This window comes from Neisseria sp. HMSC070H10 (assembly GCF_001837635.1).
GTDB classification, from domain to species: domain Bacteria; phylum Pseudomonadota; class Gammaproteobacteria; order Burkholderiales; family Neisseriaceae; genus Neisseria; species Neisseria subflava_A.
Genome location: NZ_KV833380.1, coordinates 39,923 through 57,375, shown reverse-complemented (window position 1 = coordinate 57,375; position 17,453 = coordinate 39,923). Strand labels below are relative to the sequence as shown.

The 17,453-nt window shown below is 47.0% G+C and carries 23 protein-coding genes; 17 read left to right on the top strand and 6 right to left on the bottom strand.

All coding sequences use genetic code 11. The features are described from left to right. The first annotated feature begins 15 nt into the window (after positions 1-15). From hisB to HMPREF2606_RS07805, 14 genes are all read left to right on the top strand, one after another. On the top strand, positions 16-972 hold the full coding sequence (gene hisB, locus HMPREF2606_RS07870) for an imidazoleglycerol-phosphate dehydratase HisB (RefSeq protein WP_070584979.1): 957 nt from the start codon (positions 16-18) through the stop codon (positions 970-972). A 168-nt stretch (positions 973-1,140) separates the two neighbouring features. Next, positions 1,141-1,785 carry an imidazole glycerol phosphate synthase subunit HisH gene (gene hisH, locus HMPREF2606_RS07865; RefSeq protein ID WP_070712261.1) on the top strand — a complete coding sequence of 215 codons (645 nt, stop codon included), beginning with the start codon at positions 1,141-1,143 and terminating at the stop codon, positions 1,783-1,785. A gap of 73 nt (positions 1,786-1,858) precedes the next feature. Then, positions 1,859-2,596 (top strand): 1-(5-phosphoribosyl)-5-[(5-phosphoribosylamino)methylideneamino]imidazole-4-carboxamide isomerase, encoded by a 738-nt coding sequence (hisA, locus tag HMPREF2606_RS07860; RefSeq protein ID WP_036493169.1) that lies wholly within the window; start codon positions 1,859-1,861, stop codon positions 2,594-2,596. 167 nt (positions 2,597-2,763) lie between these two features. After that, entirely contained in the window at positions 2,764-3,081 is a 318-nt protein-coding gene (locus HMPREF2606_RS07855) for a hypothetical protein (RefSeq protein ID WP_036493171.1), read from the top strand. Positions 3,082-3,121: 40 nt separating this feature from the next. After that, positions 3,122-3,889 carry an imidazole glycerol phosphate synthase subunit HisF gene (hisF, locus tag HMPREF2606_RS07850; protein ID WP_070712262.1) on the top strand — a complete coding sequence of 256 codons (768 nt, stop codon included), beginning with the start codon at positions 3,122-3,124 and terminating at the stop codon, positions 3,887-3,889. A gap of 53 nt (positions 3,890-3,942) precedes the next feature. Further along, positions 3,943-4,341, top strand: a complete 399-nt coding sequence (gene hisI, locus HMPREF2606_RS07845) for a phosphoribosyl-AMP cyclohydrolase (protein WP_141756549.1) — start codon at positions 3,943-3,945, stop codon at positions 4,339-4,341. Between the two features lie 31 nt (positions 4,342-4,372). Continuing rightward, entirely contained in the window at positions 4,373-4,696 is a 324-nt protein-coding gene (locus tag HMPREF2606_RS07840) for a phosphoribosyl-ATP diphosphatase (RefSeq protein WP_070712264.1), read from the top strand. A 118-nt stretch (positions 4,697-4,814) separates the two neighbouring features. Further along, the gene (locus HMPREF2606_RS07835; RefSeq protein WP_070712265.1) at positions 4,815-5,138 is read left to right on the top strand and encodes a histidine triad nucleotide-binding protein; all 324 of its coding nucleotides are present in this window, start codon (positions 4,815-4,817) and stop codon (positions 5,136-5,138) included. A gap of 41 nt (positions 5,139-5,179) precedes the next feature. Further along, a complete protein-coding gene (gene tatA, locus HMPREF2606_RS07830; protein ID WP_003679438.1) occupies positions 5,180-5,383 on the top strand; it encodes a Sec-independent protein translocase subunit TatA in 204 nt (67 codons plus the stop codon). Between the two features lie 3 nt (positions 5,384-5,386). Further along, positions 5,387-6,049 (top strand): Sec-independent protein translocase protein TatB, encoded by a 663-nt coding sequence (gene tatB / locus HMPREF2606_RS07825; protein ID WP_070843484.1) that lies wholly within the window; start codon positions 5,387-5,389, stop codon positions 6,047-6,049. 15 nt (positions 6,050-6,064) lie between these two features. Further along, on the top strand, positions 6,065-6,841 hold the full coding sequence (tatC, locus tag HMPREF2606_RS07820) for a twin-arginine translocase subunit TatC (RefSeq protein WP_070712267.1): 777 nt from the start codon (positions 6,065-6,067) through the stop codon (positions 6,839-6,841). A gap of 72 nt (positions 6,842-6,913) precedes the next feature. Next, the gene (gene nfsB, locus HMPREF2606_RS07815) at positions 6,914-7,567 is read left to right on the top strand and encodes an oxygen-insensitive NAD(P)H nitroreductase (protein ID WP_283122356.1); all 654 of its coding nucleotides are present in this window, start codon (positions 6,914-6,916) and stop codon (positions 7,565-7,567) included. Positions 7,568-7,858: 291 nt separating this feature from the next. After that, on the top strand, positions 7,859-9,244 hold the full coding sequence (locus HMPREF2606_RS07810; protein ID WP_070712269.1) for a GntP family permease: 1,386 nt from the start codon (positions 7,859-7,861) through the stop codon (positions 9,242-9,244). 90 nt (positions 9,245-9,334) lie between these two features. Beyond that, positions 9,335-9,853, top strand: a complete 519-nt coding sequence (locus HMPREF2606_RS07805) for a gluconokinase, GntK/IdnK-type (RefSeq protein ID WP_070712270.1) — start codon at positions 9,335-9,337, stop codon at positions 9,851-9,853. 59 nt (positions 9,854-9,912) lie between these two features. On the opposite strand, the gene dtd is transcribed toward HMPREF2606_RS07805, so the two are convergent. From dtd to HMPREF2606_RS07775, 6 genes are all read right to left on the bottom strand, one after another. After that, on the bottom strand, positions 9,913-10,374 hold the full coding sequence (gene dtd / locus HMPREF2606_RS07800) for a D-aminoacyl-tRNA deacylase (RefSeq protein WP_003748635.1): 462 nt from the start codon (positions 10,372-10,374) through the stop codon (positions 9,913-9,915). Positions 10,375-10,473: 99 nt separating this feature from the next. Continuing rightward, a complete protein-coding gene (locus HMPREF2606_RS07795) occupies positions 10,474-11,238 on the bottom strand; it encodes a peptidyl-prolyl cis-trans isomerase (protein ID WP_070712271.1) in 765 nt (254 codons plus the stop codon). Positions 11,239-11,283: 45 nt separating this feature from the next. Continuing rightward, the gene (locus HMPREF2606_RS07790) at positions 11,284-12,156 is read right to left on the bottom strand and encodes a peptidylprolyl isomerase (protein ID WP_070712272.1); all 873 of its coding nucleotides are present in this window, start codon (positions 12,154-12,156) and stop codon (positions 11,284-11,286) included. A 51-nt stretch (positions 12,157-12,207) separates the two neighbouring features. Next, on the bottom strand, positions 12,208-12,480 hold the full coding sequence (locus tag HMPREF2606_RS07785) for a BolA family protein (RefSeq protein ID WP_070712273.1): 273 nt from the start codon (positions 12,478-12,480) through the stop codon (positions 12,208-12,210). After that, positions 12,477-12,767, bottom strand: a complete 291-nt coding sequence (locus tag HMPREF2606_RS07780) for a YciI family protein (protein WP_004519663.1) — start codon at positions 12,765-12,767, stop codon at positions 12,477-12,479. Before HMPREF2606_RS07780 ends, HMPREF2606_RS07785 begins: the two co-directional genes overlap by 4 nt. Continuing rightward, complete coding sequence (locus HMPREF2606_RS07775) at positions 12,767-13,300, bottom strand: septation protein A (protein ID WP_070712274.1); 534 nt, start codon at positions 13,298-13,300, stop codon at positions 12,767-12,769. The genes HMPREF2606_RS07780 and HMPREF2606_RS07775 overlap by 1 nt, the downstream gene beginning before the upstream one ends. Positions 13,301-13,653: 353 nt before the next feature. Here HMPREF2606_RS07775 and HMPREF2606_RS07770 point away from each other — a divergent pair, with 353 nt between their 5' ends. The 3 genes from HMPREF2606_RS07770 to HMPREF2606_RS07760 all read left to right on the top strand — a co-directional run. Next, positions 13,654-15,639, top strand: a complete 1,986-nt coding sequence (locus HMPREF2606_RS07770; RefSeq protein WP_083325223.1) for a FimV/HubP family polar landmark protein — start codon at positions 13,654-13,656, stop codon at positions 15,637-15,639. A gap of 231 nt (positions 15,640-15,870) precedes the next feature. Further along, a complete protein-coding gene (gene truA / locus HMPREF2606_RS07765) occupies positions 15,871-16,716 on the top strand; it encodes a tRNA pseudouridine(38-40) synthase TruA (protein WP_070843482.1) in 846 nt (281 codons plus the stop codon). 313 nt (positions 16,717-17,029) lie between these two features. After that, on the top strand, positions 17,030-17,453 hold a 424-nt coding region (locus HMPREF2606_RS07760; RefSeq protein ID WP_141762184.1), incomplete at its 3' end, for a porin.

Sequence of the window (17,453 nt, the reverse complement as noted above, 5' to 3'; positions counted from 1 at the left end):
AAGGAAACTACCATTATGAACAAAGCTCAACTGCATTTGACCAATTTTCTGTTACTGGTTGAAGAAGCCGGCTCATTGACCAAGCTTGCACGCGCGTGCGGTTATGAAAACTCCGCCTCTTTGTCTCAGCTCAAACGCCGTTTGGAACAACAAGCAGGCGATGAGTCTGCACGCGGCATTCGTCCGAGCCTGGCTGCGAAGTTGGAATCCGGTATGCACAAACGCAAAGGCTGGCTGAACCGTGGTCACAGCAAAGATCAAGAAAAAGCAGCAGCGGTTGAAGCGGCGCGTTTGGAAAAACAAACTGTCGAAGCAGCAGAAACTGGTGTTTCAACCGAAGGCCGTTTTGTTACCGTTACTCGTAATACCTGCGAAACCCAAATTACCGTCAGCCTCAATCTTGATGGTACCGGCAAATATCGCTTGGATACCGGCGTTCCTTTCCTTGAACACATGCTTGCCCAAGTGGCGCGTCATGGTTTGATTGACTTGGATATTACCTGCAAAGGCGATTTGCACATTGACGACCATCATACGGTTGAAGACATCGGTATCGTGGTGGGTCAGGCCCTGAAACAAGCGCTTGGCAATAAAGCCGGCATTACCCGTTATGGCCATGCCTATGTTCCGCTGGATGAAGCGTTGAGCCGTGTAGTCATCGACCTTTCCGGCCGCCCTGGCTTGGTGTACAACATTGACTTTACCCGCGCCCTGATCGGCCGTTTTGATGTCGATTTGTTTGAAGAATTTTTCCACGGCCTTGTAAATCACAGCATGATGACCTTGCACATCGATAACTTGAGCGGCCGTAATGCACATCATCAAGCCGAGACCGTTTTCAAAGCCTTCGGCCGTGCATTGCGCATGGCGGTCGAATACGATCCGCACATGATGGGTCAAACGCCTTCTACCAAAGGCACGTTGAGTGAAGAGTCTGTTCAAGAAGAAGCAGAAGCCGCGTCTGAAGAATAAGGCATCGTGTGAATGAATAAAGGCCGTCTGAAACCGATCGGGATTTCAGACGGCCTTTATTATTCATCTTGTATGGTGGCAATATTTTGTTTTAAACCATCTTTTGCTACAATCATTCTTATTATTATATTAATCATTAAATGTTTTCAGACGGCCTGAGGAGAAACAATGAAAGTAGCGATTGTCGATTATGGAATGGGAAACCTGCACTCAGTATTCAAATCTGTTCAGGCGGCGCAGGTCTTGTCCAATCAAAATGCCGAGGTTTATCTGACTTCGCGGCCAGAAGAGGTGATGGCGGCAGATAAGGTTATCTTTCCGGGGCAGGGTGCCATGCCGGATTGTATGTCGGCGCTGAAGGCAAGCGATTTGGGCGAGGCGGTTTCAGACGGCCTGAAAAACAAGCCGTTTTTTGGAATTTGCGTAGGTGCTCAATTATTGTTTGAACACAGCGAAGAAGGCGATACAGATGGTTTGGGTTGGTTTGAAGGCCAAGTCAAACGGTTTTTGCCCAATCAAACCGATGCACAGGGAGGCCGTCTGAAAGTGCCGCATATGGGTTGGAATACAATACGTCAAACCCGCCCGCATCCTTTGTTTCAAGACATTGGGCAGAACGAATATTTCTATTTTGTTCACAGCTATTATTTTGCGCCGAAAAATGAAGAGATTGTTTTAGGCGTCAGCGAATATCCGAATGAATTTGCCTGCATTGTCGGTCAAGACAATGTGTTTGCCACACAGTTTCACACGGAAAAAAGTCATCAGGCAGGATTATTGCTGCTGCGGAATTTTTTAAATTGGCAGATTTGAGGTTTTTAACATAAATCTGCTAAAAATCGCTAATTTGTGTAAAATATACTGAAACTGAATAGAGGAGAAAAAAATGCTGTTGATACCTGCCATTGATTTGAAAGAAGGACGTTGTGTCCGCTTGAAACAAGGTTTGATGGAGCAGGCGACGGTGTTTTCCGATTCGCCGGCAGAGATGGCTTTGCATTGGCGCAACCAAGGCGCACGCCGTTTGCATTTGGTTGATTTGAACGGCGCATTCGCAGGCGTTCCTCAAAATTTTCCGGCGATTAAAGAAATTTTGGCTGCCGTGGCCAAAGATATTCCGGTACAGCTTGGCGGTGGCATCCGTGATTTGGAAACCATTGAAAAGTATTTAGATTTGGGTTTGACTGATGTGATTATCGGCACGGCTGCGGTAAAAAATCCTGAATTTGTGCGCGAAGCATGCAAGGAATTTCCGGGGCAGATTATTGTCGGCCTGGATGCCAAAGACGGTATGGTGGCGATAGACGGTTGGGCAACGGTAACGGAACATCATGTCGTCGATTTGGCCCAACGTTTTGAAGACGATGGCGTCAACAGCATTATTTACACCGATATCGGCCGCGACGGCATGATGAGCGGCGTGAATATCGAAGCTACCGTCAAATTGGCCCAATCCGTGAATATCCCGATTATCGCTTCCGGCGGTTTGACGAATTTGGATGATATCCGCGCATTGTGTGCCGTCGAAAAAGAAGGTGTGAGCGGAGCGATTACCGGCCGTGCAATTTACGAGGGAAGCATTGATTTTGCACAGGCGCAAAAACTGGCCGATTCTTTAGCTTAAATGTGTCGGATTATGCGGATAAGACCTTGCAGGCCATTAAAACGCAGCGGCTGACGCAGCACACAAAAATGCACTCAAAGGGATTGCCTGTATAGGTCATGGGTTTATATCTGTTTGAAATAATTATAAAAATAACCCAATCGATATTTTTTTATTAAGGGATTAGTATGCTTGAAGCGTTTGTTTTGGGTTTTTGGATTATCTGGTCATCCGACCGCGAAGTGTATCCGCTAAGCGAAAGTTTGTGGTTTACACTGATTGCAGTGATATTGCGGCAGCTGACGGCGTTTGATTTGCCGATTATCGATACCTATTGGATGATTTTCAACGGGATAATATGGGCATTTGCCGGGTTGATTTTCGCCATTGTCGGCCGTATCGACAGCAATTTTATTATTTCCTGCGTGTTGGCGATGATGGCCGGTATCGGTTATTTTCAATTGTTGCAACATTTGCCGGATTGGTTGGGCAAATTTTTGGCCTGACGGTTTCAGACGGCCTGATAACGGATAAGAGGTATTGGGTATGGCATTGGCAAAACGAATTATTCCTTGTCTGGATGTAAAAGACGGCCGCGTGGTAAAAGGCGTCAACTTTTTGGGTTTGCGCGATGCAGGCAATCCGGTTGACGTTGCCAAACGCTACAACGATGAAGGCGCGGATGAGTTGACCTTTTTGGACATCACCGCTTCCAGCGACAATCGCGATACTATTTTGCACGTTATCGAGGCGGTCGCTTCGCAAGTTTTTATTCCATTAACCGTCGGCGGCGGTGTGCGTACGGTTGCCGATATCCGCCGCCTGCTCAATGCCGGTGCCGATAAGGCCAGCATCAATACGGCCGCTGTAACCAATCCTGAGTTGGTAAACGAAGCGGCCGGTTTTTTTGGTTCGCAAGCGATTGTCGTTGCTGTCGATGCCAAAGCGGTCAACCCTGAAAACACCCGTTGGGAAATCTTTACCCACGGCGGACGTAATCCGACCGGTTTGGACGCGGTGGAATGGGCTGTCGAAATGCAGCGGCGCGGCGCAGGCGAGATTTTGCTGACCAGCATGGACCGGGACGGCACCAAGCAAGGTTTCAATCTGCCTTTGACACGCGCGGTCAGCGAAGCGGTCGATATTCCGGTCATTGCTTCCGGCGGCGTCGGTTCGGTTCAGCATTTGGTGGACGGTATTAAAGAAGGTAAGGCTGATGCGGTATTGGCCGCCAGTATTTTCCACTTTGGCGAAGCGAGTATCCGCGAAGCGAAACTGGCCATGCGTGAAGCAGGAATTGAAGTGCGTTTGTGATTGCTACCCAAAGGCCGTCTGAAAAATATGGGAGAAAAACGCGAATGTCGAACATAAACGAAACGCTGCTGAATGCCGTAAAATTTGATGAAAAAGGTTTGGTTTGCGCGATTGCCCAAGATTGGCAGACACACCGTGTGCTGATGGTTGCCTGGATGAACGCAGAAGCCCTGCAAAAAACCGTAGAAACCGGTTTTGCCCACTATTACAGCCGTTCCCGCCAAAAACAATGGATGAAGGGCGAAGAGTCGGGGCATACGCAAAAAGTACACGAATTGCGCCTGGATTGCGATGGCGACGCTGTGGTTATGTTGATTGAACAAAACGGCGGCATTGCCTGTCATACCGGGCGTGAAAGCTGCTTTTACAAAGTTTGGCAAGAGGGTGCATGGCAGACAGTGGATGCCGTGTTGAAAGACGAAGAAGCAATTTACGGACATAAACATTCTTAAGGCCGTCTGAAAGAAATAAGAGAAACCGACCATGACCGATACCATCCTTACCCAAATCCAAAACGTCATCGATTCGCGCAGAGGCGGCGATCCCGATGCTTCTTACGTTGCCCAACTGTTGCACAAAGGCGAAGACAAGATTTTGAAAAAAGTCATCGAGGAAGCGGGTGAAACCTTGATGGCCTCTAAAGATGGCGGTGGCGAACATTTGGTTTACGAAGTGGCGGATTTGTGGTTTCACACCATGGTTTTATTGGCGCATCACGGATTGCGCGCCGAAGATGTGGTCAACGAGCTTGCGCGCCGTCAAGGTTTGTCGGGATTGGTGGAAAAAGCTTCTCGCAAAGAATCTTGAATTTATATTACAATCCCGTATTTGACCTGTTTCAGAATCCGTCTCTTGGGGCAAAAACGATTTCACTTTGTTTAGCGAAACCCGTTGCACCCGTTTTCAGACGGCCATTGGAGCCATTATGGATAATTGTATTTTCTGCAAAATCGCCGCCAAAGATATTCCGGCACAAACCGTTTACGAAGACGATGAGATGCTTTGTTTTAAAGACATCCGTCCCGCCGCGCCGGTACATCTGCTGTTGATTCCGAAAGTGCACTTCGATTCACTGGCACACGCCACTGCCGAACATCAAACCCTGTTGGGTAAAATGATGTTGAAAGTCCCTCAAATCGCCCAAGAGGCAGGTTTGACCAACGGTTTCAAAACCCTAATCAACACAGGTAAAGGCGGCGGACAGGAAGTCTTCCACCTGCATATTCATATCATGGGTACGCCCGTATAATTATTATTTCTTTTTAAATTAAACAAATTCAAGGATTTATCATGGGTAGCTTCTCTCTTTGGCACTGGATTATCGTACTGATTATCGTCGTTTTGGTATTCGGTACCAAAAAATTGCGCAACGTCGGCAAAGACCTCGGCGGTGCAGTGCATGACTTCAAACAAGGCCTGAACGAAGGTACAGACGGCAAAGATGCCAAAAAAGACGAAGTCATCGAACACAAAAAAGACGAAGACAAAGCATAATCCATGTTTGATTTCGGTTTGGGCGAATTGCTGCTGGTCGGCGTTGTCGCCCTGATAGTGTTAGGCCCCGAACGTCTGCCGCAAGCCGCGCGCACGGCCGGGCGTTTGGTTGGTAAATTGCAAGGCTTCGTCAACAACGTCAAGCAGGAACTCAACACTCAGGCTGAGTTGGACGAATTGCGCAAAGTCAAGCAGGAATTTGAAGCCGCCGCTTCGGAGTTTCGCGACGGTATCAAAGACTTGGGCGATGATGCACAAAAAAATCTGAGCGATATTTCAGACGGCCTCAAGCCGTGGGAGCGCCTGCCCGAACAAAAAACGCCTGCCGATTTCGGTGTGGATGAGTTTGGCAATCCTTTGCCTGATCTGGCTTCAAACAGCACTGAGAATGAAAGTGCAATCGAGGCTTCTGAGCAGGGTGGGGCAGTGCAAACCCAAGAGCTAGTCGAGGCTGAAAATGCCGAGTCTGAGCAAGACCGCGCTTGGCGTGAGTATTTGACGGCTTCGGTTTCACCTGCTCCTGCGGTAGAAGTCAGCTATATCGAATCTCCTGTTGCCGATGTTCCTCCGCCGCATACGACTTCTTTGCGTAAGCAGGCGATGAGCCGCAAACGCGATATGCGCCCGAAATTCCACGCCAAACCCAAACTGCGCGTCCGTAAGTAAAAAGTGAGTCAACCGGTGTCCGAACCTCAACACGAACAACCCGTCCAACCGCTTATCGAGCATCTTCTCGAGCTGCGCCGCCGCATGATGTGGATCGTCATCGGCATCGTCGTCTGCTTCTTGGGCATGATGCCGTTTGCCCAGCAGCTCTATACCTTTGTTGCCGAACCATTGATGGCCAATCTGCCTAAAGATACCAGCATGATTGCGACCGATGTGATCGCGCCGTTTTTTGTGCCGGTCAAGGTTACCTTGATGGCGGCGTTTCTGCTGTCCTTGCCGCACACGCTGTATCAAGTTTGGGCGTTTGTCGCCCCGGCCTTATACCAAAACGAAAAGCGTTTGATTACGCCGCTGGTGTTGTCCAGCGTGACGCTCTTCTTCGTTGGGATGGCGTTTGCCTATTTCCTGGTGTTTCCCGTTATTTTCAAATTCTTGGCCGGTGTAACCCCTGTCGGCGTCAATATGGCGACCGATATCGACAAATACCTGTCCTTTATTTTGGGCATGTTTGTTGCATTCGGTACGACGTTTGAAGTGCCCGTTGTTGTGGTATTGCTTGCAAAAATGGGTATTGTTTCGACCGCTCAGCTTAAGAACGCCCGTCCGTATGTTATCGTGGGTGCGTTTATCGTGGCCGCAATCATCACGCCGCCTGACGTAATTTCTCAAACCCTGCTTGCCGTTCCGTTGATTCTGCTCTACGAAGCCGGCATTTGGTTCAGCCGTTTTGCCAAGGCCAAAACGCAGCAGGAAGATGAGGATACACCGCAGCCGCCGGCGGAAATTTGAGAATAAAGGCCGTCTGAAGGATTTTTCAGACGGCCTTTGTGTTTATGACAGTTTTAAATTTTAAGGAACAACATGATGAATGTTCAGGATATCGTACAAAAACGTTACAGCACCAAATCTTTTGATGCCTCCAAAAAAATTTCAGCCGAAGATTTTGCCCAAATCGAAGCGGCACTGCGCTACAGTCCTTCCAGCGTCAATATCCAACCTTGGCATTTTGTGATTACAGATAATGAAGCAGGGAAAGCACGGGTAGCCAAATCTGCAGAAAATTTTCCGTACAACCTGCCCAAAATCATCAACGCTTCACATGTAATCGTATTTGCGGCGCGGGTGCATGCCGATGATGACTATTTGGCAGGCGTGTTGGAACAGGAAGATAAAGACGGACGTTTTGCTACGGCCGAAAATAAGCAAATGGGCGATAATGCGCGCCGCACTTTCTTGGGTATCCACCGCAAGCAAATGCAAGACGAAACCCAATGGTTGTCGAGACAAGTTCATATTAATTTGGGCTTCACCCTGTTTGCCGCTGCGGCCTTGGGTGTGGATGCCGTTCCGTTGGAAGGGGTGGATATGGCTGTTTTGGATCAAGAATTTGGTTTGGCTGAAAAAGGTTATCGTGCTGTTGCCGTTGTCGCATTGGGCTATCGCGCCGAAGATGATTTTAATGCCAAATTGCCGAAATCACGTTTGGAAAACGAGGTAATTTTTACCCAGGTATAACCGAGGGGCTTGGTTTCAGATCTTTGAAAAAGCCATCTGTTTCTATCTTATTGAGAAGCATAATGTCAGGCCGTCTGAAAATAAACTACTTTTCAGACGGCCTTTTTATTGCTCTTGTTTTTCTTTGTCCTCCTTATTTTCAAGCATCTTACAAAAAGGGTTTGGAAAAATAGGTGCTTATATTTTGGCCGGATTTAGCCATACGATTTCATGGATAAATGTGTTATCGTATTCATATATGTTAAAAAACATTAATAAATTTGTATTTTTCTTACAGAGAAAGGCTTCAAAATGGATGGTTGGACTCAAACGCTGAGTGCCGGTACTTTGCTCGGTATTGCGGCGGCGGCAATTTTGCTGATTTTGATTTTAATTGTGAAACTGCGTGTTCATGCTTTGCTGACGTTGGTATTGGTCAGCCTGCTGACTGCTATCGTAACAGGCCTGCCTATGGGCAGTATCATTAATGATGTGTTGGTCAAAAACTTTGGCGGTACGCTCGGCAGCGTGGCGTTGCTGGTCGGTTTGGGCGCAATGCTCGGCCGTTTGGTGGAAACTTCCGGCGGTGCCCAATCTTTGGCGGATGCGCTGATTCGGATTTTTGGTGAAAAACGTGCGCCGTTTGCCTTAGGCGTGGCTTCTTTGATTTTCGGTTTTCCGATTTTCTTTGATGCCGGTTTGGTGGTGATGTTGCCGATTGTGTTTGCAACGGCACGCCGCATGAAGCAAACTGTTTTGCCCTATGCGTTGGCATCTATTGGCGCATTTTCCGTCATGCACGTCTTCCTGCCGCCTCATCCCGGCCCGATTGCCGCTTCTGAATTTTATGGTGCAAATATTGGTCAACTGCTGATTTTGGGTTTACCTGTTACCTTGATTACTTGGTATTTCAGCGGCTATTTATTGGGTAAAGTTTTGGGTCGCAGCATTCATGTGCCCGTTCCTGATCTGCTCAGCGGCGGTACGCAAGATAACGACCAACCGAAAGCGCCTGCAAAAGCATCTACAGTCATCGGCATTATGCTGATTCCTATGTTGTTGATTTTCTTGAATACTGGTTTGTCTACTCTGATCAGCGAGAAAATGGTCAGTGCGGATGAAGGCTGGGTGCAGTTTGCACGAATGCTCGGTTCTACACCGATTGCTTTGCTGATTTCTGTTTTGGTAGCCCTGTATGTATTGGGCAGCAAACGTGGCGAAAAAGCCAGCGCTTTGGAGAAAACCATTGATGGCGCATTGGGCCCGGTTTGCTCGGTTATTTTGATTACCGGTGCGGGCGGTATGTTCGGCGGCGTATTGCGTGCTTCCGGTATCGGTAAGGCTTTGGCCGACAGCATGGCGGACTTGGGTATTCCTGTTTTGCTGGGTTGTTTCTTGGTGGCTTTGGCTTTGCGTATTGCGCAAGGTTCTGCAACTGTTGCCCTGACTACCGCTGCCGCATTGATGGCGCCGGCCGTTGCGGCGGCAGGTTTCAGCGATTGGCAGATTACTTGCGTGGTATTGGCGACAGCGGCAGGTTCCGTCGGTTGCAGCCACTTTAACGACTCAGGCTTCTGGCTTGTCGGCCGTCTGTTGGATATGGATGTGCCGACGACCTTGAAGACATGGACGGTCAACCAAACACTTATCGCACTCATCGGTTTTGCTTTATCGTCAGTGTTGTTTATCTTGGTTTAATCGAAAATGGCCGGCGTATAGTGTTTTGAGATAACACAATCCGCCTGTTTTCAAATACCGTTAAAATTCAGATAAACAAGGAGTAGAAAAATGACGACACATTTTGTCATGATGGGAGTGTGCGGTTGCGGTAAAACCACGGCCGCACTCTCATTGCAAAAATATCTTGATCAATGTCCCTATGCCGAAGGCGATGATTTCCATACCCAAGCCAACCGCGACAAAATGGGTGCCGGTATTCCGCTGACGGATGAAGACCGCTATCCTTGGCTGGGCAATTTGCGTGACTGGATGACGGAGCAGGCAAAAAACGGGGAAAAATATTCCATCGTTACTTGTTCCGCACTCAAGCATCACTATCGCGATATTCTGCGTGGTGCGGAAGGGAAGGTGGCTTTTATCCATCTGACTCCGCCTCAAGCAATCAATCTCGAACGTATGCTGTCGCGTCAGGGGCATTATATGAAAGCCGGAATGCTGGATTCGCAGCTGGAGATTTTGGAAGAGCTGGGTGCGGATGAGTACGGCGTTAAAATCGACAATCCGGGTTCGCCTGAAGCCGTTGAGGCAGATATTGTGAACTGGGTAAAAGTGCAAGGCTTGATTTAATAATGAACAGAAATGAAAAGGCCGTCTGAAATCTTTCAGACGGCCTTTTTTGATGAGATTTAGAATGTTTTTTGCGAATCAAGCAATAAGGTAACCGGCCCGTCATTGCAAAGGGAAACCTGCATATGGGTTTGGAATCTGCCGGTTTCGACAGTCAGTCCATGTTCGCGCAAAAGTTGCGCGGTATATTGATAAAGCTTATCCGCTTGTTCGGCAGGGGCGGCATTGGAGAAGGACGGACGGCGGCCGCTGCGCGCATCGGCGTAAAGAGTAAATTGGGAAACTAATAATATCGAGCCGCCGACATCTTTGAGCGATAAATTTAATTTGCCGTTTTCGTCTTCAAAGATACGCAGGTTGGCGGTTTTGTCCGCAATGTATTTGGCATCTGCTTCCGTATCGGCGTGGGTAACGCCGAGCAATATCATAAATCCGTTGTCGATTTTTCCGCAGGTTTCGCGGGAGTTTTCGGACAAAACGTCAACTTTGGCTTGGGTAACTTTTTGAATAACGGCGCGCATGATGTTTTTGGATATAAAGAAGTTTGTGAAAAAGAGCGTAAAAGACACGCCCTTTGGGTTGGAGTATGGTTTCAGACGGCCTGAAACCATTGAATCAATTTACGGATTAATGCCGTTTTCTTTTAAGATGCGTTCGATCTGATTATTAACTTTTTGCCGTTTGACAGCTTGGGCAATTTGGTTGCGTACCAGCTCGAAAGGTTCGGCATTCGGATCATGCTCTACTGCACTGAGTTTAAACAGATAAAAACGGTTTTCCATTTGAATCGGCTCGTGCGTTACATCGCCCCGGTTCATGTCGGCAAAAGCAACGGCCAGTTGGGGAGGGAGCTGTTGCGGAGAAATGAAGCCGTCAAATTCTTGTTCTGGGTTAGGATAGCGCTTCATCAGCTCTTCGAATGACAAGCCTTTTAGCAGCAGTTCTTGCGCGGCGCGTACTTCGTCGGCTGAGGCAAAGCTGACTTGTTGCAGCTTGATAATGCGTGTTTGCTGGTCGTAGAAACGGCGCAACTCGGCATCGTCAACTGCGGTTTGACGTTCTAGATAAGCAGCGTATTGGTTGGCATAGAACTCAGCTTCAACGTTTTTGAACTGATTCTGTACTTCCGCATCTTTGTCCAAACCAGCTTTGAAGGCTTCATTTTTCAATATTTCCAAAGTCTGCAAGCGTGTAACCACATCTTTGCGGATTGCCTGACCATCGGGTTTGGCAGTCTGGTTGGGATGCTGGTCGGCCTGTCTCAATACTTCGGCAACCATGCTGTCGATGCGGGCGGGATCGATTTCAGGTGCTTTGGCGGTTGCCAAGCCGATCGTTGACAGGGTAAGGATGGCCAAAACGGCAGTTTTGGGCTTGATGTTCATGTGGATTCCTTATTGCCCGCCGCTATAAACGGCGGGCACGTTATATTATTTGTTGACTTTGATGCTGGCTTTTTTCAGTAATGATTGAATGGCCGCATCAACACGGGCACCCTGTAAATCGCTGCCAATCTCGTTTTTAGAGGCTTCGTAAGAAGGCACGGTAACATTACGGCGGTCATTGACGTAGAAAACGGCATACAGATTGCCGTTTTGCAGCGGCGTTTTAGTGTGCGCGCCTTTTTTCAGGTCTTTGACGGCTGCATAAAGCGGAGGTGCTGATTCTTGTAAATCTTTGAGCGGAACATAAGCTTTAGGGATGCCGCCGGCTTTTTTGGCTGCTTCATCAATTGAATATTGGTTCAATACCGAAGCAAAGCTTTTTTTCGCGTCCAAGTCGGCAATGGCTTTTTGGGCATTGCTGTTGCTGTCGGTTACGATTTCGCCCAGCTGGACTTCTTGGGTGCCTTTATAGAAGTTGCTGAAATCATTGTAAGCGGCTTTAACATCTTTTTCTTGAACAGGAAATTGGCGGATGATGTGTGCCGCGAAAGCTTGGCCTAACAAATCATTTTCAAAAGCCGCCCATTCGGTTTTGAATGTGGGCTTTTTATCCGCTCCTTGCTTGGCGGCATCGGCACGTGCTTGCTCCAGTGCCGCTTTGAATTCAGCGCTTTGATCCAGTTTTAATTTTTTGGCTTCTTGGGTAACAACAGTGCTGATAACTTGACGTTCAGTCAGCATTTGACGCAATTCAGGCGTATCTTGAATGTTAGGATTGCTGGCGCGTACGGAAGCCACTTGGTCGTCAATCACGCTGCTGTCGATGGCTTGGCCGTTGACGGTAACCAAAGTTTGGGCAAACAGGGTGCCGGAAGTCAGAGCGAGCATCAAGGCTGAAGCAAAGTAGGTTTTTTTCATCGTATTTCTCTTCTAAATTAATGATTGGAAATCAAAGTTTGGGCGGTAATCTTAATGGAAGTATTCGTCCGGCGTGGTTGCTTTGATGCTGAGTGCATGAATCAGGCCGTCTGAAAACAAGTCTTGTAAAAGCTGCTTAATCATACGTTGCCGTTGGAGGCGGCCGATATTTTCAAATGCGTTGCTGACCACCAATATCGCATAATGCCCGCCGCCTTTATTGCCGGCATGGCCGGCGTGCAGATGGCTCTCATCTTCAAAATCGAAGAACTCAGGCTCAAGTGCCTGCAGGCGTTCCTCGATAATTTGACGCATATTGCTCATTTGAACACGGCTTTAAAGGGTTTGATCAAGACTTCGGCGTATACGCCGGCATCGACGTAAGGGTCTTGTTCGGCCCATTCTTGTGCAGCGTCCAAAGATTCAAATTGAGCCACAATCAGGCTGCCGGAAACGCGTTCCGGATTATCCGGCAGGGGATTGGGGCCGGCAGTCAGCAGACGGCCTTGCGCTTTCAATTCTTCCAAACGTGCCAAATGCGCGGGGCGTGCCGCCATGCGTGCTTCGTGGACATCTTCGGCATCAGTGGCCAAAAGCATGAAATATTCCATTATTGGTTCTCCTTAGGCTGGAAACGCATCAGATACATGCCCTGTGCGATAGAAAAAATGATTGTGAAACCCAATGTGCCAAACAATTTGTAATTGACCCATTGGTCTGGAAAATACGTAAAGACAAAGAGATTGGCAGCCCCCATAAAAATCAGGAAACCAATCCATGCATAAGTCAGGCGCGTCCATACAAAATCAGGAAGCTGCATTTCTTTACCCATCACGGCTTTTAGCCCGTTTTTACCGGCAAGATGACTAAACAGCATGACGATCGCGCCGATCCAAAACAGAACGGTCGGTTTCCACATGATGAAGCGGTTGTCTTTCAGTAAAATCGTTGCACCGCCAAAAAAGACAATCAAAATCAGGCTGATCCATTGCATGGTGTCCAGCTTGCGGTGTTTCCAAAAGGTCAGCGCAGCTTGGGCAATGCCGACTACAACCGCAACAGCCGTGGCGGCAATCATGTCTTTGGTGATGATGTATGTAATGAAAAATAAGAATACGGCGAATAAGTCGCTCAAAACTTTCATATGTTAATGATGAAACTAATTGAGTAAATGCTAATCATACAGGGAGATGTGTTTTTTTGCACCTTTCCCCTTAACTTCAACACCACATATATTTATATAAAATATTTGTTTTGGGTTGGCGAAATTTGTAAAAAAGAAACACAAGCATGCAAAAGTAATAGATTTGCTAAGGAATTTTAGGCTGAATAGCCTCTATTGCTTGGCAGGAATAGGTTAAAAATATATCATGACGTAATATCTAGTAAATATATGGTTAAATGCGCGCACATTGGTTAGTACCATAATTTTCGAACAGGGGATCCGTTTTGAAAAAACATCACAATATTAAATTAATTACAGCTTCTATCGCTTTAATGACATCGCTCAGTGCCTCTGCGGGTTTGGGGGGCTTGAATGTTCAATCTCATTTGGGTGAGCCTTTTACAGGCAGTATCACTGTGACTGGTGAGGAAGCTCAGGCTCTGCTCAATGGCGGTAAGGCCACTATTTCAAATGGCAATTTGCGCGCGGCGGTACGCAAATCAGGCGATAAGGCAGTCGTTACTATCCGCTCTTCTCAAGCCATCAAAGATCCTGTTTTGGTTTTCCAAGTAGGTGTCGGCGCGCAATCGCGTGAATACACCGCCATTATCGATCCGGCCGGATATGATTCTAAAGATGCTGCATCTGTTCGTACCCGCCCGGCCACTGAATCTCAATCCTCCGAGCCGACACGCAATGCCCAACAGCCTGTAACTAAAAACAATAAAGCAGCAGGTAATCAGGCAGCTCAAGCGCGTAAGGATGTGCAGCGTAAGGCTGAGAAAAAACAAGTTCAGACGGCCCCTACTAAAAACGACACAGCTGCACGTTCAGGCAGGCAGCATTTGGTACGTACGGGTGAAACCCTGATTGCCATCGCGTCCAGCATCCGTCCTCAGGGTATGACCTTGGATCAAACCATCCAGGCTTTGGTAAATGCCAATCCGGATGTATTTATCGATAATAATGCCAACCGTATGTTGGCAGGTAAAGTACTGAATATTCCAAACCGTAGCGAATTGCAACGCTTGGCTGCTTCTGCTCCTGTTAAAACCAATACGGCGACAGAGAAAGGCAATGAAACCGTCAATGCAACAGAAGCTAAAACAGAAAAACCTGTTGTTCAGCCTGAGACTCAAACTGAAGCCCAGGTTAAAGATGCTGGCGTAAATACACAGCAACAGGAAGAAGTGAAACAAGCTTCAGCTGAACAAACAGAACAAGCGGCATCTACAGCTGTTAATGAAAATGCCGCATCGACTGTTCCTGCGTCCGATGTTCAAGAAGCTATGGCTTCTGATGCCCAAGAGAATGTAGTGGCTTCTGAGCCTGTTACAACCACGGATTCTGTCGCGGAGCAAACAGAAAGCGAATCAGACGGCAATTTATGGAAATGGTTGTTGGCAGGTGGTGCAGCCCTTATTGCTGCTTGGTTGTTGCTGAAAGCTGCCGGTAAACGTAAAGATGAGCCGGAAGAAGCACCTGTAAGCCGTAAGGATGAAGAGAAGGCCGTACGGAAAAATGTTGCTGCTTCAGCTGCTGCGGTTGCTGCAACTAAAGTAACGCCGTCTGAAAAAATTCAAGACGGTCTGTTTATCGAAGATGATTTCGAAGATGATGTGGTTATCAATGAAGTAGAAGAATCTTCCACTATTAATGATGTCAAACTTGATTTGGGTAAGATTGACAATAGTCAGACAGGTATTCTTTCAGGTGCAGTAACGCATGATGCAGAGACAGAGCAACGTCGCTATGCTGATTGGGATAGTATCGAATCAACAGAAAGCGTGTACGAGCCTGAACCGGAAAATCCATATCAGCCGGTATCCGTTGTTATGCCTGAACGTAAAGAAGAGCAGGCAAATACATTTGCTGAGTTTGATTTTGCGACAGAGACAAAAGTCTTCGAGTCGCGAAATGAAGAGCCACTCGAGTTTACGGTAGATACCCCTGAAGATTCAGACGGCCATGTGTTGCCATTCGATATCAAGCAAGATCAAGACTTGCAAATTCAAGAAACCAAAGAAGAAGTGGAGAAAGAAGAAGCTGCTTCTGAGTTTGTGATTGAAGAAGGTGCATTGGAATGGGGATCTGAAGATGTTTCAGTGGCCGCCGATAAAAGCAATAGTGAAAGAGGCTTTGTTTCAGAATCAGTCGGAATAACTGCACCGTTTGAAGCTAAATATGATTTGGCTAAGATGTACATCGAAATCGGTGATCCTGAAGCAGCTCGAGAAACATTGCAAGGGCTGATTGAAGAGGCTGAAGGCGATATTCTGCATAAAGCCCAAAAACTGATGAAAGAACTTGGCGCATAAGTGCCAGTAAAATGAAGATGCCGTTTCAGACGGCATCTTTTTTATGGTAAATTAAAAAGCAAGATTTTGGCTGAGTCTATTGTCAGTTGAGTAAGATTTCAGCTTTATGTGATGGTTGAAGATGAAGGCCGTCTGAAATACATAATGGATGGAGGCGTGTGTTGATCACGCCTTTTTAATATTTGTTACTTACGCGTAGGCAACAATATCAATTTACAAGAAGTATAAGAAATGACTGAACAAGCAAATACAATTGGGCATCTCGTGCAGCGTTGGGCTTTGACCCTCTCTTATGATGGAAGCCGTTTTTATGGTTGGCAAAAACAGGTGGGAGATTTGCCGACTGTTCAGACGGCCTTAGAGCAGGCGTTATCTTCAATAGCAGGGGAGCGAATTAATACCATTGTTGCGGGAAGGACGGATACGGGTGTGCATGCAACTGCCCAGGTAGTGCATTTTGATACATCAGTAAGTCGTCCGGAGCAAGCATGGGTGCGTGGTGTCAATGCACATTTGCCTGATGGTGTTGCTGTGTTGGTTGCGCAAAAAGTTGCACCTCATTTCCATGCCCGATTTGATGCTTATGGTCGCCATTATCGTTATTTATTGGAATCCTCACCGGTTCGTTCTCCATTATTGGTTGGCAGAGTAGGGTGGACGCATTTGAAATTAGATTTAAATCTGATGAGGCAGGCTGCTGCCTTATTGGAGGGTGAGCATGACTTTTCTAGCTTTCGAGCGGCCGAATGTCAGGCGAAATCCCCTATAAAGACACTATATAGTACAAAGATTAGTGGAACTTCTCGCTATCTGTGCCTTAATTTGCATGGGAATGCATTCTTACATCATATGGTACGCAATATTATGGGGGCATTGGTGTATGTGGGTAGCGGCAGAATCAGTGTGGATGAGTTTGAGTCGGTTTTTCATGCAAAAAGTAGATTGAAGGCTCCACCAACTTTTATGTCTGATGGTCTGTATTTAACAGGTGTTGACTATCCTGATGAGTTTGGGGTGACACGACTATCTTTGCCCGAGTGGATGAGCGTTCTAGGTAATGATTTTCAGACGGCCTGACTGCGGATTGTTGGTATAAAAGCAACAAAATAGCGTGATTGATGTGTACACTGATAAAGTGTTGTAAAAATGCAAATTTGGGTTTTGAAGAAATTTATCATTGATTTTAAATAATAAATTTCTATTTTTTGGGTTGTCTCTGCCTTTGTTTGGTTTCTGCGGTAGTGGGGGGGAATTGAATAAAGTTTGTTTTTTTAGAAAGGAACAATTATAGTGACAGTCATGGAATCGCTGATTCCAGCGATAAAGTAAGCCTAAGCGGATTGTCCGGTCTGCTTAAGTTATTTCTTCACAATAGAAAAGGAATACAGCAATGAAAAAATCTCTGATTGCTCTGACTTTGGCAGCTCTGCCTGTTGCAGCTATGGCTGATGTGACTCTGTACGGTCAAATCAAAGCTGGCGTAGAAATTTCTAAAGTAAAAGAGGGTAAGACTTCTTCTAAAACTGCTACTGAGATTGCTGACTTCGGCTCTCGCATCGGTTTCAAAGGCCACGAACACTTGGGTAGCAACCTGAATGCTATCTGGCAAGTTGAACAAAAAACTTCTATCGCCGGTGGTGACTCTGGTTTCGCTAACCGTGAATCTTTCTTGGGCTTGGAAGGCGGTTTCGGTAAAGTTCGTGCCGGTAACTTGAATACTGCTCTGAACGACAGCAGCGATAGCTTCGACCCTTGGGAATCTAGTAATGCTAACGCAGACGCTCTGCAATTGGGTAAAATCAAACGTGTAGATT